The following is a 15,106-nucleotide window of genomic DNA, read 5'->3' on the forward strand; positions in this document are numbered from 1 at the left end:
CCGGATGTCCTGCGCGCCGTACGGGAGCCGGCGAAAACGCGCATTTCCCTTCCGCGGCATCCCACTGCGCGGGGCATTTCGATAGGGCGGACTGATGATTCCGCATTCAAACAAAGGCGTCCCTTCTTCTCCCCTCGCTTTACCTTCCCGGGGCGGCCGCCTATCCCCAGGGGCCCGGACCCCGAACTCGTACCCACGCACGCGGGATCTCGCAGCCGCATACGACCTCATGCGGCCCCGGGCCGTCTCCTGCACTCTCATCAGGCGCAGTCGGGGCGGCATGGTCGTGGGTAATCGGGCCGGTAAAGCTACGGACCGTGGGAGGGTGGCGCGCGTAGGGTCGTTCTCCGTGACTTCTGCGAAGAGTTCCGAGACGAGTCCGAGTTCCGAGACGACGGCGGGGCCGGTGGCGGGTGCGGGATCCGCGACGGCCTCGGGCGCGGCAGGGCGGCGCGCGGACGACGCGGTGTCGAATCCTTTCTTCTCGCCGAGTGAACTTCCCTACGGGCTACCGCCCTTCGCCCGCATGCGGCACGAGCACTTCCGACCCGCCTTCGAGCGGGGCATCACCGAGCAGCTGGCCGAGGTGGCCGCCATCGGGGCGAGCCCCGATCTGCCGACGTTCGAGAACACCGTGGCGGCGCTGGAGCGCAGTGGCGCGGTGTTGCAGCGGGTGTCCGCGGTCTTCTTCAACAAGGCGAACGCGGACACCGACGAGGCCACCCAGGAGCTGGAGGCCGAGATCGTGCCGCGGCTGGCCGCCCACGAGGATGCGCTGCTGCTCGATCCGGCCCTGTTCGCCCGTCTGGAGACGCTCCATGACGGCCGTGACGGGCTGGGGTTGGACGGTGAGCAGCTGCGGCTGCTGGAGCGCCACCACGCCGCGCGGGTGCGGGCCGGGGCGCGGCTGGACCCCGAGCAGCAGCGGCGGCTGCGGGAGCTGAACGCCGAGATCGCCACTCTCTGCACCGAGTTCCGGCGGAACCTGCGGGCCGATACCGCGGCGGCCGCGCTGGTGGTGGACCGCGCCGAGGAGCTGGCCGGACTGCCCGCCGACGAGATCGCCGCGGCCGCCGAGAACGCCCGGTCCCTCGGGCACGACGGCGCCTTCGTGCTGAGCCTGCTGAACTTCACCAACCAGCCGCAGCTCGCCGCCCTGGAGGACCCCGCGCTGCGGGAGCGGCTGCTGGCCGCCTCCATGGGGCGCGGCGGCGGCGCCAATGGGGCCGTCGCGGTCACCGTGGCCCGGCTGCGGGCCGAGCGCGCCGCCCTGCTCGGCCATCCCCACCACGCTTCCTGGCAGGTCGCCGACCAGACTGCGGGGACGACCGGTGCCGTGGAGGAGATGTTCGGGAAGCTGATCGGCCCGGCCGTGGCCCATGCCGAGCGGGAGGGCGCGGCGCTGGAGGCGGCCGCCGGCGTTCCGCAAGTCCCCGCCGCCGACTGGCAGTTCTTCGCCGAGCGGGTGCGGAAGGACCGGTTCGACCTCGATGCGGCCGCACTGCGCCCCTATCTGGAGCTGGAGGCCGTCCTCCGGGACGGCGTCTTCCACGCCGCCACCCTGGTGTACGGGGTCACCTTCACCGAGCGCCCCGATCTGGACGCGTACCACCCGGACGCCCGGGTCTTCGAGGTGCACAACGCCGACGGCAGCCCGCTCGGCCTGTACCTCGGCGACTTCCATGCCCGGGAGTCCAAGCGCGGCGGTGCCTGGATGAACGAACTGGTCACGCAGTCGCACCTGTTGGGGCAGCGCCCCGTGGTGGTCAACAACCTGAACGTCGCCAAGCCGGCGGCGGGTGAGCCGGCGCTCCTGAACTGGAGCGAAGTGACCACGCTCTTCCACGAGTTCGGGCACGCGCTGCACGGGTTGTTCTCCGATGTGCGCTATCCCCTGCTGGCGGGCACCGAAGTGCCGCGGGACTTCGTCGAGTTCCCCTCGCAGGTGAACGAGATGTGGGCGGAGTGGCCGGAGGTCCTGGCCCGTTATGCCCGGCACCACCGCACCGGGGAGCCGATGCCGCCCGAACTGCCGGCCAAGCTGCGGGAGGCGGAACGGTTCGGTGAGGGTTTCGACAGCGTCGAGCACCTGTCCGCCGCCGTCCTGGACTGGGCCTGGCACACCATGCCCGCCGCGGAACTGCCCGGTACGGACGGCGTCGAGGCGTTCGAGGCGGCCGTACTGGAGCGCCACGGGCTGGCCCACCCGGCGATCCCGCCGCGCTACCGGACCGGCTACTTCGCGCACGTCTTCGGTGGCGGCTACGCGGCCGGGTACTACGGGTACCGCTGGGCGGAAGTCCTGGACGCGGACACCGTGCGGTGGTTCCGGGAGAACGGCCGGACGGTCCGCGAGAGCGGCGAGATCTTCCGGCGGGAGCTGCTCAGCCGGGGCAACAGCATCGACCCGATGGTGGCGTTTCGCGCGGTGGTCGGCCGCGATCCGGACTTCGGGCCGCTGCTGGAGCGGCGGGGCGCGGCGGTCGCGGAGTAGCCGACGGGCGCCGGGGCCCTCGCCGGGGCCTCCGGCGCCCCGGCGCCGTCTACTTCCCGTCGTCCGCCGCGGCCCGCCAGGTGACCGGCTGCGCACCGTCACCGCTGCCCTGGAAGGTCAGCGAGGCCGGCGGGTCGCCCTTCGGCAACATGTGGATGGTGCACGCGGTCACCGTGGCGCCCGGCTTGAGCATCTTGTCGGGCACCGCCTCGGGGCACTGGCTGACCCCGGGGCCGCCGATGTCCAACAGGAGCATCTTCCGGGCCTGTTGGCCGCTGGCACCGCTCAGCACCAGGCTGTCGTTGAGGCTCGGGAGCAGGTCCTGCTTGCCCGTGTTCCGGTACTCCACCGTCACGTAGTACGGGACGAGCTTCTTCTGGTCCGCGTTCAGGTCGAAGCGGCTCAGGTCGGCCAGGGAGCCGGTGCGGACGCGCTTCGGGGTGGCCAGGACGGTCGCCGTACGGCGGTCGCTGTCCGTGGTGACCGCGTCGGCGGGCTGGTGCGCGGGCAGCACGCCGCGCGCACCCTGTTGGGCGCCCCCGACCTGCCACAGCAGGGTGTCGCCGCCGTCGTCCTTGTAGGAGACGTTCCCCGGCTTCAGCCCCTTGGGGAGCATGAAGATCTGGCAGAACGCGGCGGTCTCACCGGCGGCCAGCTCGGCCTTGCCGGACTCCTGGCACTCGGGCGGCAGACCGTTGCTGGTGGCCAACGGGTCGGTGCGGAACAGCGAGACCTGCTGGCCGGCCTGGCCGTCCACCCCGTTGAGGGAGAAGTTCCGCTGCGGGGACAGCTGGCTCACCGCGTCCTTGCCGGTGTTGGTGTAGGAGACGGTGAGGTAGTACGGGACCAGCCCCTTGAGGTCGTCGTCCAACCGGATGTGCGCGAGGTCCGAGGGGTGGCCGAGCGCCAACCGGGTCGGCTTGAGCCGCAGCGGGTGCGCCTTGTGGTCCGAACCGGTCCAGGTGCCGGTCCGGGCCGCGGACACCATCGGCAGCGGTTTGGCGGGCACCACGGCGGGGGACGCCCCCGGGCTCGCCTTGCCGCCGGGCGCTCCACCGCATCCCACGGCCAGCAGCATCAGCACGCTCGCGCCCGCGGCGCCAGCCATCCGTCTCCGTACGCGCACGGAAACCCCCGTTGCAGAGTCGTTCGTCGTTGCCCGCGTCCGCACGGATCGTGGTCGCGCTCGAAGTGGTCCTTCGCAGTGGCCCCTTGGGGCGGCGGACCGCAACCGGCCGAAACCGACCGGGCCGTCCGCCACATTAACCGGCCCGGGCCGGAGCAGCCCCGGGGGGCCCGGCGGGCCGCCTCCGGCCCCGAACCACCGGCTTCACCGCCCGCAACCCATCCATCCGGTACCGCGCCCTCAAACCGCCGGCTTCGTCGCCTTCAGGGAGTACATCAGCGGGACGCGGGGCCGGTCCTCCGGGAAGCGGTAGAAACCGTCCTCGCCCCGCCGCAGCACCCCGAAGCGCTGAAACAGCGTCATGTCGTGCTCGTGCAGGAACTCGATCCGCAACCCGGCCCGCGCCACCGCGCTGACCACGTCCCCCAGGGAGTGCTGCCATTCGACGCTCCTGTTATGGACCGTCTGCGCCGAGAAATCCGTATAGCTGCCGGAGGTTTCCTCGTCCCACGCCTCGCGACGGAAATAGTCGTGGGCGACGCGCGAGCCGGTCTCCTCGTCCAGCACATCGCCCAGCGGGTGGAACTCGGCGAGGTAGAGGAAACCACCCGGCACGACCAGGGACGCGGCCGTCTCGGCCCAGCCGACCAGATCCGGCAGCCAGTTCACCGCCCCTATGCCGGTGTAGACGATGTCGTACGCGGGGTCGGGCACCGCTTCGGCGGCGTCATAGACGTCGGCGGCGACGAAGGCCGCGCGGTCCGGGCCGTAGCCGAGTTCGGCGGCCAGGTCGCGGGCCGCCTCGACGGCCGGTTCGGAGAAGTCGAGGCCGACGACCCGGGCCGCGCCGCGGTGCGCCCACGACAGCGTGTCCTGACCGAAGTGGCATTGGAGGTGCAGCAGGCTCCGGCCGGTGACGTCGCCGACCTCGGCGGCCTCGAAGTCACGGATCACATCCCGGGTCCGCCGGAACGCGTCCTGGTCGTAGTAATCGCTCACGGTGTGGAGGGGAACGCGCTCGTCCCACCTCGCACGATTCACCTCACGCCAGTCATCGGGACCCCGCTGTTCTCGCATAGGGCGAAGTTATCCACAGCCTGACGGCCTCGCCAACGGAAATTCTCCCGCCGGGCGCAGAATGGCCCCATGACTGACGAGACCACAGGCCCCGGCCGCACCCCCACCGATCCGTCCCCCGCCCACCCCCGTGCCGCCGACGCCGCGACGGAGTCGGCGGCACCGCAGACCACGGGCCCGCAAGCGGGCACGGCGGACGCGACGGGCGGCATGCCGGCCTGGGAGCAGCGCTTCCGCGCCCCGCGGATCGGGCTGCCGGACTGGGCCGAATACGCCCCGGCCCACTCCCTGTTCGTCTCGAACGCCACCGGCACCTTCGAGCTGTACGCCTGGGACCGCGCCACCGGCACCCAGCGGCAGGCCACGGACCGCCCGCACGGCACGACGGACGGCACGCTCTCGCCGGACGGTGAATGGATCTGGTGGTTCTCCGACACCGACGGGGACGAGTTCGGCGTCTGGATGCGGCAGCCGTTCACGGGCGGCCCCGACGAGCCGGCCGCACCGGGGCTCGACGCCTCGTATCCGGGCGGCCTGGCGATCAGCCGGGACGGCACCGCGGTGATCGGCCGCTCCACGGACGAGGAAGGCTCCACGATCCACCTCGTACGGCACGGGGAGCCGCCGGTGGAGATCTACCGGCACCGCGAGTCGGCGGGCGTCGGCGACCTCTCCCACGACGGCTCGCTGATCGCCATCGAGCACACCGAGCACGGCGACGCCATGCACTCCGCCATCCGCGTCGTACGCCCCGACGGGTCGACGGTCGCCGAGCTGGACGACACCAACGGCGGCACCGAGGAGCTGGGCCTGTCGGTGATGGGCTTCGCCCCGGTGGACGGCGACAGTCGGCTGCTGGTCGGGCACCAGCGGCGGGGCCGCTGGGAGCCGATGGTCTGGGATCCGCTGACGGGCACGGAGACCGCGCTGGAGATCGACCTGCCCGGCGATGTGGCCGCGGACTGGTACCCGGACGGCTCGGCACTCCTGGTGGAGCACGAGTACCAGGCCCGCAGCGAGCTCTGGCGCTACGACCTGGGCGCGGCCGGCGGTGCGGGCGCCACGGACGCCCCCGGCAGCGCCCTGAGCCGGGTCGACACCCCCGCCGGCACGGTCTCGGGCGCCACCGCCCGCCCGGACGGGACGGTGGAGTTCCTGTGGTCGTCCGCCGCCCAGCCGCCGGAGGTGCGGTCGACGGACGGCACGGTGGTCCTGGACCCGCCCGGTATGAAGGCCCCCGGATCGGTTCCGGTGACCGACGTCTGGGTGGACGGCCCCGGCGGCCGGATCCACGCCCTGGTCCAGCAGCCCCCCGGCACGGGCCCCTTCCCCACCGTCTTCGACATCCACGGCGGCCCGACCTGGCACGACAGCGACTCCTTCGCCTCGTCGCCGGCGGCCTGGGTGGATCACGGCTTCGCGGTCGTCCGCGTCAACTACCGAGGATCGACCGGTTACGGCCGGGCCTGGACCGATGCGCTCAAGCACCGCGTCGGGCTGATCGAGCTGGAGGACATCGCCGCGGTGCGGGAGTGGGCGGTCGCCTCCGGTCTCGCGGATCCGGAGCGCCTGGTGCTCGCCGGCGGCTCGTGGGGCGGCTATCTGACACTGCTGGGCCTGGGCACCCAGCCCGACGCCTGGGCGCTGGGCCTGGCCGCGGTCCCGGTCGCGGACTACGTCACGGCGTACCACGACGAGATGGAAGCCCTGAAGGCCATGGACCGCACCCTCCTCGGCGGAACCCCGGAGGAGGTCCCCGAACGCTTCGAAGCGTCCTCCCCCCTGACGTACGTCGACGCGGTGCGGGCCCCGGTCTACATCTCCGCCGGCGTCAACGACCCCCGCTGCCCGATCCAGCAGGTCGAGAACTACGTCCAGCGCCTGGAAACGCGCGACCACCCGCACGAGGTCTACCGCTACGACGCCGGCCACGGCTCCCTCGTCGTCGAGGAACGCATCAAGCAGGTCCGACTGGAACTCGACTTCGCCCGCCGCTACCTGGAGACGACACGACCGGCGGCGAACGAGTAAACGAACAGCCACGATCCGGGGGAGGTGGGGGTGGGTGGGGGTGGGTGGGGCGGGGGGGAGGGGGAAGCCCCCCGGGGGACGGCCCCCTACCTGCCCGCCGGCACTTCGTCCCCGGCCGTGACGTCCCCGCCCCCGCCCCCGCTCTCGCTCTCGCTCCCGCCGGCCACCGCTCGGTGCGACTCCTCCGGGAGGATGCCCAGGGCGGCGTCCTTGGCGGCTTCCGCCTCGCGGCGGACCAGGCGGAACCACATGAAGACGACGAAGCCCGCGAAGACGAACCATTCGCCGGTGTAGCCGAGGTTCTGGAACGCCTTCATGTCCAGGCCGCTGCCCTCCGCGGCGGCCGGCGGCACGGCGTGCAGCGGGGCCGGCGGGTCGGCGAGCGTGATCCAGGCGTCGTAGATGCCGTACGGCACGATGTTGACCAGCGACGCCGCGCTGATCATGCCGAGCTGGCCCTTGGGCAGACCGCCGCCAGCCTGGACCCCGGACGTGCCCTCGTTCTCGGACGCCTGGAGCGCACCGGTCACCGTGACCTCGCCCTTGGGCGGCGCGGGCACCTTCGCCGTATCGGCCTTGGCGTTCGCGTCACCGGGGAGCCAGCCGCGTACGACCGGCAGGGCCTTGCCGCTGTCCGTGCGCAGCAGGGTCAGAACGTAGAAGCCCTGCTGGTCGCCGTGCTTGCCCTGCAGGATGCGGCCCGGGACCAGAAGTTGGTGCCCGGTGTCGTAGCGGCCTCGGGCGCTGGCCTGGCGACCGGAGGTGACCTGGTCGACCGGCAGCAGGCTCTCCAGCGGTCGGGGAGCCGCGGCCTTGGCGTCGGCGGATCGGTTCTCCTGCTGATGGTGTGAGGCGACCCGGTCGTCGAAGCGACTCAGCTGCCAGCTGCCCATGAAGATGCAGAAGGGGATCGCCAGTACGGCGAAGACGTTGATTCCCCACCACCGCGGGGTCAGCAGGAACCGGTACACCCCACCAACGGTACGGGGCCCGCACCGCACGACCGCACCGCCCCCTCCCCACCGCCGCCCCGCCCCCGCGACCTGGGCGGTTTTCGGCGAGCACACCACCTGACGGCCCGGCACCCGCACCCGCACCCGCACCCGCACCGAACGACGACTCATGCAGCCCGTTCAGGACAACGGCAGCGAGAGCAGCGACGACGGCCAGGGCAACACGAGCAGCAAGAGCAACGGCCACAGCAACAACAGCCGCAGACCCACAACACACAACAACAGCCCAGCAGCAACGGCCCCTCGGCAACAGGCCCTCACCGAAGGCCCGCCCGGCGCCGCACCGGCTACGGCGCCGCCAGGGGTGCCGTGCGGTACACCGTGCCGGCGCACGCGTCCGAGATCTTGGTCTCGGCTGCGACGGGCTCGCCCGCCTCCGGCGTGTGAGTGAGGCGCACGCCGCCGGCCGCCGCGCCACCGCCCCCGGTGCCGTCTCCGCCGCCGGCCTGGCCTTCGGTGCCGCTGCCGCCGCCGCTCGTCGTCGACGCGGCGGCCGGCGACTCCCCAGGCACCTTGGACGGGTCGGGCGTCGGCGACGGCCCCGGGCTGACGCATCCGGTCGGACCGCCGCCGGCCGCCGGGATCCAGGCGAACTTGACCTCGTACGCCTGCCCCGGCTTCAGCACCAACTGGTCGGGGGTGGTCGCCGGATCGGGCAGCCCGGTGGCGTCGTCGCCCGAGGTGTGGTCGACCACATGGATCTTGTCCGGTTTGGTGGAGCCCTGCGGTGTGAGGTCAACGGTCCCGCCGCCCTGCACGGAACAAGCGGAACCGGAAGTGTTCACCACCCGGAACGCGCCGTAGACCCGGCCCGACGAGTCGGCCGCGCCGACCGTGCCGGTCCCCTTGCCGAGTTGCTCACGCCCGCAGACCGGCGAGGTGACGTCCATGGTCGTATCGGGGGCGGGTGTGCCGGCTCCGGCGCCGGGGCCCGTACCGGGCGTCTCGGTGCCCTTGCCCACTGTGCCGGGCGGGCGGTCCGCGCCGGGCTTCCCCCCGCTCTGGCCGGTCGGGCGGGTACTGGCCTGCTCGGTGCCTTCGCCGTGCGCGCCGCTGCTGTCGTGCTCGGTGCTGCGACTACTGGCGGCGTTGGCCGGGCGGTCCCCGGGGGCATCGCTGAAGCTCGCGACGTGGACCATCGCCGGGACCGCGGTACCGCCGAGCAGTACCGCCGCGGCCGCGCCCACCAGGGCGTGCCGCCGTCGCTGACGACGGGCCGGGACCGCCCGCCGCAACTGCTCCAACGCCTCCGGCGCCGGCTCCAGGTCGGCGACGCTGGACTGCAACAGCCGCCGCAGGTCGTCCTCACTGCCGAACCCGGCACCACCCTCACCAAGTCCAGCGCCAGCACCAGCCCCAGAACAGGAACCGGAACCGGAACCGGCCCGGGCCCCGGAAGCCAAATCGCCCCCGGCCCGCGCCCCGAAGTCGTCCTCCCAGGCGCCCCAGGCATCCCGGGCGCCCTGGGCGTCCCGGGTATCCCGGACCTCCCGGGCTTCCCCGTCGTCCCAGTTGCCCCCGTCGTGCCCAGCGTTCCCCCGGCTGGATCCTGCCGCACTCACGCCGGAGCCTCCATGGCGACGCGGAGCGCCGCGATCCCCCGCGAGCCGTACGCCTTGACCGAGCCGAGCGATATCCCCAACGCCTCCGCGACCTGAGCTTCCGTCATGTCGGCGAAGTAGCGGAGCACCAGCACCTCGCGCTGACGGCGCTGCAACCCGCGCATCGCCTTGATCAACTCGTCCCGTTCCAGCAGGTCGTACGCGCCCTCCTCGGCGCTCGCCATGTCGGGCATCGGCTTGGAGAGCAGCTTCAGCCCGAGGATCCGGCGGCGCAGCGCGGAACGCGAGAGGTTGACGACCGTCTGTCGCAGGTAGGCCAGGGTCTTTTCGGGGTCGCGCACCCGGCCGCGGGCGGAGTGCACGCGGATGAAAGCTTCCTGCACGACGTCCTCGCAGGAGGCGGTGTCGTCGAGCAGCAGCGCCGCCAGGCCGAGGAGTGAGCGGTAGTGCGCGCGATAGGTCTCGGTGAGGTGGTCGACTGTGGTGCCGGCTGCCATCGCGTCGTCAGTGTCCCCACGCTGCGTCGAGAGCTGCGCGGGGCGCGCGGCGGACCAGGGGGCGATCACCGGCATGCCCCCGGAAACCCGTGGGCGTTGCGGGCGCACTGCCGCGCCTGCCGCTCCCGCCGGGACGATGGTGAATCCGAGTACCTCTGCCACGCCTGTTGGACACGCTTCCCCCCAAAAGGGTTGTACGCACAAGGCACCGCTTGCGGCGATGCGTCAAATGCCCTCATGCGCACCAGCTCTTCCCAAACACCCCAATTGCCCTGATACGACAGCCCTGACGCCATCGCTCCGCCACCCCAGGGCCCCGGAAGCGGCCCGCGAACGCCACGGCCCACCCCAGGGAGTGACCCCAAAAGACGCCACCCGCCGGCCGCCGGTTGCAGCACCACGGGAAGCGAATGATCGAACAGAACATCAGCCCAGATCAAGTGGCTCGAACCAGCACTCCGCACACGAAATCTTCACACGCCCCACAAAGTATGTCGCAGGCAGCCGGCCCACCGCAGCCACTCCCCCCAACTACCGCGCCCACCACAGAGGAGCACCGGAAACAGAGTCACAGAACCGAGCCACAGAACGGAGTCACAGAACCAAGCCGCAGAACCAGCAGCACGAGACCCAAGTCACGGAGCCCAAGGCGCGGAACCCAAGGCACAAAACCCGAGACCCACCACCCACCGCCGCCCACCAGCCCACAACCAAGCGACCGAGGCCCCGAGGCCCAAGCCCCCACCCCTACCCCCGCAGCTCCCCCGCCACCAACTCACCGATCTGCGCCGCGTTCAGAGCCGCCCCCTTGCGCAGGTTGTCCCCGCACACGAAGAGCTCCAGTGCGCGCGGATCGTCCAGCGACCGCCGCACCCGCCCCACCCAGGTGGGATCGGTCCCCACCACGTCCGACGGGGTCGGGTACTCGCCCTCCGCCGGGTCGTCGCACAGTACGACGCCGGGCGCGGCCGCAAGGATCTCGTGCGCACCGGCGACCGTGACCTCGTTCTCGAAGCGCGCGTGCACGGCCATCGAGTGCGTGGTGAGCACCGGCACCTGCACGCAGGTCGCGGTGACCGGCAGTTCCGGCAGCCCCAGGACCTTCCGGGACGCGTCGCGGATCGCGAGTTCCTCCGAGGACCAGCCGCCCTCCTGGAGCGATCCGACCCACGGCACGACGTTGAGGGCGAGCGGCGCCGGGAACGGCCCCAGGGTGTCGCCGACCGCCCGCCGCACATCGCCCGGCGCGGCGCCCAGTTCCGTACCGGACACCGCGGCGAGCTGCGCCCGCAGCGTGTCGGTGCCGGCCTGTCCGGCCGCCGAAGCGGCCTGGTACGAGGAGACGATCAGCTCGCTCAGCCCGTACTCGGCGTGCAGCGCGCCGAGGACGACGATCATCGACAGGGTGGCGCAGTTCGGGTTGGCGATGATGCCGCGCGGACGGATCCGTGCCGCGCATCCGTTGACCTCGGGCACGACCATCGGCACGTCCGGGTCCCCCCGGAACGCGCCCGAATTGTCCACCACGACCGCGCCCTTGGACACCGCGACCGGTACCCACTGGGCGGCAACCTCGTCCGGCAGGTCGAACACCGCGACGTCGATGCCGTCGAAGGCGTCCTCGCTCAGCCCGACGACCTCGACCTCTTCGCCCCGCACGGTCAGCTTGCGGCCGGCCGAGCGATGGGGGTCCCCCGTGCTCGAACGCAGTTGAGAGCTTGGGGGAGAGGCGATCAGCCGGATCTCACCCCAGATGTCGGCCCGCTCGGAGAGGATCCCGAGCAGGACGCGGCCGACGGCACCGGTGGCACCGACGACCGCGAGGTGCGGCTTGGCAGCCGGGCGGGCCCCCGCCCCAGCCGAATCGGCGAGGGACGGGCGGCCCGCCTCGGCCGGAATCATCGTCCGGTGCCGCCGTAGACGACTGCTTCGTCGGTCTCGCTGTCGAGGCCGAAGGCGCTGTGCACCGCCTGGACGGCCTCGTTGACGTCATCGGCACGGGTGACGACCGAGATGCGGATCTCGGAGGTCGAGATGAGCTCGATGTTCACGCCCGCGTTCGACAGCGCCTCGAAGAACGTCGCGGTCACGCCGGGGTTGGTCTTCATACCGGCGCCGACCAGCGAGATCTTGGCGATCTGGTCGTCGTAGCGGAGCGAGTCGAAGCCGACCGCGGCCCGGGTCTTCTCCAGTGCCGCGACGGCCTTGCGGCCCTCGGCCTTCGGCAGCGTGAAGGAGATGTCCGTCAGCCCGGTGGAGGCCGCCGACACGTTCTGGACGACCATGTCGATGTTGACCTCGGAGTCGGCGATGGCACGGAAGATCCGCGCGGCCTCGCCCGGCTTGTCCGGGACCCCGACGACCGTGACCTTCGCCTCGGAGGTGTCGTGCGCGACGCCCGAGATGATTGCCTGCTCCATCGGCCTGTCCCCTTGCGGTTCGTTGCTGACCCACGTGCCCTTCAGCCCCGAGAAGGAGGAACGGACGTGGATCGGGATGTTGTAACGGCGTGCGTACTCGACGCAGCGGTGCAGCAGCACCTTGGAGCCGGAGCTGGCCAGCTCCAGCATGTCCTCGAAGGAGATCCACTCGATCTTCCGGGCCTTCTTCACGACCCGCGGGTCGGCGGTGAAGACACCGTCCACGTCGGTGTAGATCTCGCAGACATCGGCGTTCAGCGCGGCGGCGAGCGCCACCGCGGTGGTGTCCGAACCGCCGCGTCCCAGCGTCGTGATGTCCTTCTTGTCCTGGGACACGCCCTGGAATCCGGCGACGATGGCGATGTTGCCCTCGTCGAGGGACGCCTTGATACGGCCCGGCGTGACGTCGATGATCCGTGCTTTGTTGTGCACGGAGTCGGTGATCACTCCGGCCTGGCTGCCGGTGAAGGACTGCGCCTCATGGCCGAGGTTTTTGATCGCCATCGCCAGCAGGGCCATGGAGATCCGCTCTCCGGCGGTCAGCAGCATGTCGAACTCGCGCCCCGACGGGATCGGGGACACTTCCTGCGCGAGATCGATCAGCTCGTCCGTCGTGTCGCCCATCGCCGAAACCACCACGACAACCTGGTTGCCGTTCTTCTTGGCCTCAACGATTCGCTTGGCGACGCGCTTGATGCCCTCGGCATCCGCAACGGATGAGCCGCCGTACTTCTGCACGACAAGGCCCACGTGCGCTCCTCGCAACTGTCTCTGCGGGAGGGGGTCCCTCCCGGACCCCCTGACATGGGGGTACTGCGGTCGGCTCAGTCTAACGAGCGGGCGGAATCCGCCCCGCTACTACCACATCGTGAGACACAAAACCCACGCTTCGATCAACTCACTCACCATGAACACGCCCGTGAAGGCGCCCGATGAGCACGTCGAACGCGGTCCGTGAACGCCGTGTCTCTCACTGGTTCCAGCGCGGTGCTCCATCGCACCGGCCCGGCGTGCACCTTCCCGCTCCACACCCGGGCACACGGAACGTAACCCAGCTCACACCTCGCACACCGCTCAAGCGTACGGCGGCGCGAGCGGCGGTTACACCCCCCGCAACCCCAGCGGACCGGCGATCTCCGCCGCCATGACCTTGCCGGCCTCCTCGGCGAGCCGGTCCTCGTCGTCGGCGGCGCCGGTGTCGGTGTCCAGCCCTTCCAGCGCGTCCAGCGGCTGGTCGAGGCGTACGTGGGCGACCAGCGACTGGAGCGCCCGTAGGGCGGCCGAGGCGGTCGGGCCCCAGTTGGAGAGGTAGGAGAACTGCCACCACCACAGGGCCTCGGTGACCCGGCCCGCCCGGTAGTGCGCCAGCCCGTGCCGCAGGTCGGTGATGACGTCGGCGAAGTCGTCGGAGATCCGGCAGGCCACCGGCTCGCTGCGCGGCACGTACGGGTCGAAGACCTCGGAGTACACGTCCACCGGCTCCAGCAGCCGCGCGAACCGCTCGCGCAGCTCGTCCACGTCCGCCTCCGGGCCGGTGTCCGGTTCGTACCGCTCGTCCGGAACGATGTCCTCGTGGGCGCCCAGCCGGCCGCCCGTGAGCAGCAGCTGGGAGATCTCCAGCAACAGGAAGGGCACCGCGCTGTCCGGCTCGTCGCCCTTGGCGACCTCGGTCACCGCGACGATGAAGCTCTCGATCGAGTCGGAGATCGAAACGGCGAAGTCGTCCGGGTTCTGTGTCGTGTCGTGCAGCGTGGCGTCAGACATCAAGAAGTCTCCTCCCTTCGAAGGCCCGCCCGAGCGTGACCTCGTCGGCATACTCCAGATCGCCTCCGACCGGCAGCCCACTGGCCAGTCGCGTCACTTTGAGGCCCATCGGCTTGATCATGCGGGCCAGGTACGTGGCCGTGGCCTCGCCCTCCAGATTCGGGTCGGTGGCCAGGATCAGCTCGGTGACCGTGCCGTCCGCGAGCCTGGCCAGGAGTTCCCGTATCCGCAGGTCGTCTGGGCCGACGCCCTCGATCGGGCTGATCGCCCCGCCGAGGACGTGGTAGCGGCCGCGGAACTCCCGCGTCCGCTCGATCGCCACGACGTCCTTGGACTCCTCCACGACGCAGATGACCGCCAGATCGCGCCGCGGGTCCAGGCAGACCCGGCACTGCTCCTCCTGCGCGACATTGCCGCACACGCTGCAGAACCGGACCTTCGCCTTGACCTCCATCAGCGCGTTCGCGAGCCGGCGGACATCGGTCGGCTCGGCCTGAAGGATGTGGAAGGCGATCCGCTGCGCGCTCTTGGGACCGACGCCGGGCAGCCTGCCCAACTCGTCGATCAGGTCCTGGACCACGCCTTCATACACGGAACGTCTTCTCTCTCTTCTGCCGTGCTGCGTACGCTAGTTGGCTACTCCTCAGAAGGGGAGGCCCGGGATGCCACCGCCGCCGCCCAGCGCCTGGGCGAGCGGACCGAGCTTCTGCTGCTGGATCTTCTGCGCGGTGGCGTTGGCGTCGCGAACCGCCGCGAGGACGAGGTCGGCGAGGGTCTCGGCGGTCTCCTCCGCGGAGTCGGTGTCGACCGCCTTCGGGTCGATCACCAGCCCCTGGAGCTCACCGGAGCCGGTCACCGTCGCCTTCACCAGGCCACCCCCCGCGGAACCCTCCACGGGCGTCTCGGCCAGCTCCTGTTGGGCGGCCGCGAGATCCTGCTGCATCTTCTGGGCCTGCTGGAGCAGCTGCTGCATATTGGGCTGACCACCGGGGATCACGACATGACTCCTGCCGTACGACAACGATTGGTGCGGTAGCCCGAGCCTACGTGTTTCCCGCGCCCGGCGCCCTACGCCGTAGGGAGGAGCACTGATGTACCCGGTACGCCCCTGGGACGGGCCGG

The 15,106-nt window shown here is 71.2% G+C and carries 12 protein-coding genes; 2 read left to right on the forward strand and 10 right to left on the reverse strand.

From position 1 onward, the window contains the following. Positions 1-526 precede the first annotated feature (526 nt). Positions 527-2,494 (forward strand): M3 family metallopeptidase, encoded by a 1,968-nt coding sequence (locus tag ACFVT2_RS00550; RefSeq protein WP_390010484.1) that lies wholly within the window; start codon positions 527-529, stop codon positions 2,492-2,494. Positions 2,495-2,543: 49 nt separating this feature from the next. On the opposite strand, the gene ACFVT2_RS00555 is transcribed toward ACFVT2_RS00550, so the two are convergent. Together ACFVT2_RS00555 and ACFVT2_RS00560 are read right to left on the reverse strand one after the other, a co-directional pair. Then, on the reverse strand, positions 2,544-3,602 hold the full coding sequence (locus ACFVT2_RS00555; protein WP_390010486.1) for a hypothetical protein: 1,059 nt from the start codon (positions 3,600-3,602) through the stop codon (positions 2,544-2,546). Between the two features lie 258 nt (positions 3,603-3,860). After that, entirely contained in the window at positions 3,861-4,697 is an 837-nt protein-coding gene (locus ACFVT2_RS00560) for a class I SAM-dependent methyltransferase (protein ID WP_390010488.1), read from the reverse strand. A 210-nt stretch (positions 4,698-4,907) separates the two neighbouring features. Between ACFVT2_RS00560 and ACFVT2_RS00565 the strand changes: the two genes are divergently transcribed. Then, complete coding sequence (locus ACFVT2_RS00565) at positions 4,908-6,728, forward strand: S9 family peptidase (protein WP_390011191.1); 1,821 nt, start codon at positions 4,908-4,910, stop codon at positions 6,726-6,728. Between the two features lie 86 nt (positions 6,729-6,814). On the opposite strand, the gene ACFVT2_RS00570 is transcribed toward ACFVT2_RS00565, so the two are convergent. From ACFVT2_RS00570 to ACFVT2_RS00605, 8 genes are all read right to left on the reverse strand, one after another. Continuing rightward, positions 6,815-7,699, reverse strand: coding sequence for an SURF1 family protein (locus tag ACFVT2_RS00570; protein ID WP_390010489.1), 885 nt, complete (start codon positions 7,697-7,699; stop codon positions 6,815-6,817). Positions 7,700-8,028: 329 nt separating this feature from the next. Then, positions 8,029-9,303: a hypothetical protein gene (locus ACFVT2_RS00575; protein ID WP_390010491.1), complete on the reverse strand. Its 1,275-nt coding sequence runs from the start codon at positions 9,301-9,303 to the stop codon at positions 8,029-8,031. Further along, complete coding sequence (locus ACFVT2_RS00580; protein ID WP_390010493.1) at positions 9,300-9,962, reverse strand: SigE family RNA polymerase sigma factor; 663 nt, start codon at positions 9,960-9,962, stop codon at positions 9,300-9,302. The genes ACFVT2_RS00575 and ACFVT2_RS00580 overlap by 4 nt, the downstream gene beginning before the upstream one ends. 585 nt (positions 9,963-10,547) lie before the next feature. Continuing rightward, entirely contained in the window at positions 10,548-11,702 is a 1,155-nt protein-coding gene (locus tag ACFVT2_RS00585; RefSeq protein WP_390010494.1) for an aspartate-semialdehyde dehydrogenase, read from the reverse strand. Then, positions 11,699-12,970 carry an aspartate kinase gene (locus ACFVT2_RS00590; protein ID WP_100604876.1) on the reverse strand — a complete coding sequence of 424 codons (1,272 nt, stop codon included), beginning with the start codon at positions 12,968-12,970 and terminating at the stop codon, positions 11,699-11,701. The genes ACFVT2_RS00585 and ACFVT2_RS00590 overlap by 4 nt, the downstream gene beginning before the upstream one ends. Before the next feature lie 351 nt (positions 12,971-13,321). Continuing rightward, positions 13,322-13,984: a DUF5063 domain-containing protein gene (locus ACFVT2_RS00595; RefSeq protein ID WP_390010497.1), complete on the reverse strand. Its 663-nt coding sequence runs from the start codon at positions 13,982-13,984 to the stop codon at positions 13,322-13,324. Next, a complete protein-coding gene (gene recR / locus ACFVT2_RS00600; protein WP_390010499.1) occupies positions 13,977-14,576 on the reverse strand; it encodes a recombination mediator RecR in 600 nt (199 codons plus the stop codon). Before recR ends, ACFVT2_RS00595 begins: the two co-directional genes overlap by 8 nt. Positions 14,577-14,627: 51 nt before the next feature. Continuing rightward, on the reverse strand, positions 14,628-14,981 hold the full coding sequence (locus ACFVT2_RS00605) for a YbaB/EbfC family nucleoid-associated protein (RefSeq protein WP_390010501.1): 354 nt from the start codon (positions 14,979-14,981) through the stop codon (positions 14,628-14,630). Positions 14,982-15,106 lie beyond the last annotated feature (125 nt).

The organism is Streptomyces sp. NPDC058000 (assembly GCF_042886435.1).
Lineage (GTDB): Bacteria > Actinomycetota > Actinomycetes > Streptomycetales > Streptomycetaceae > Streptomyces.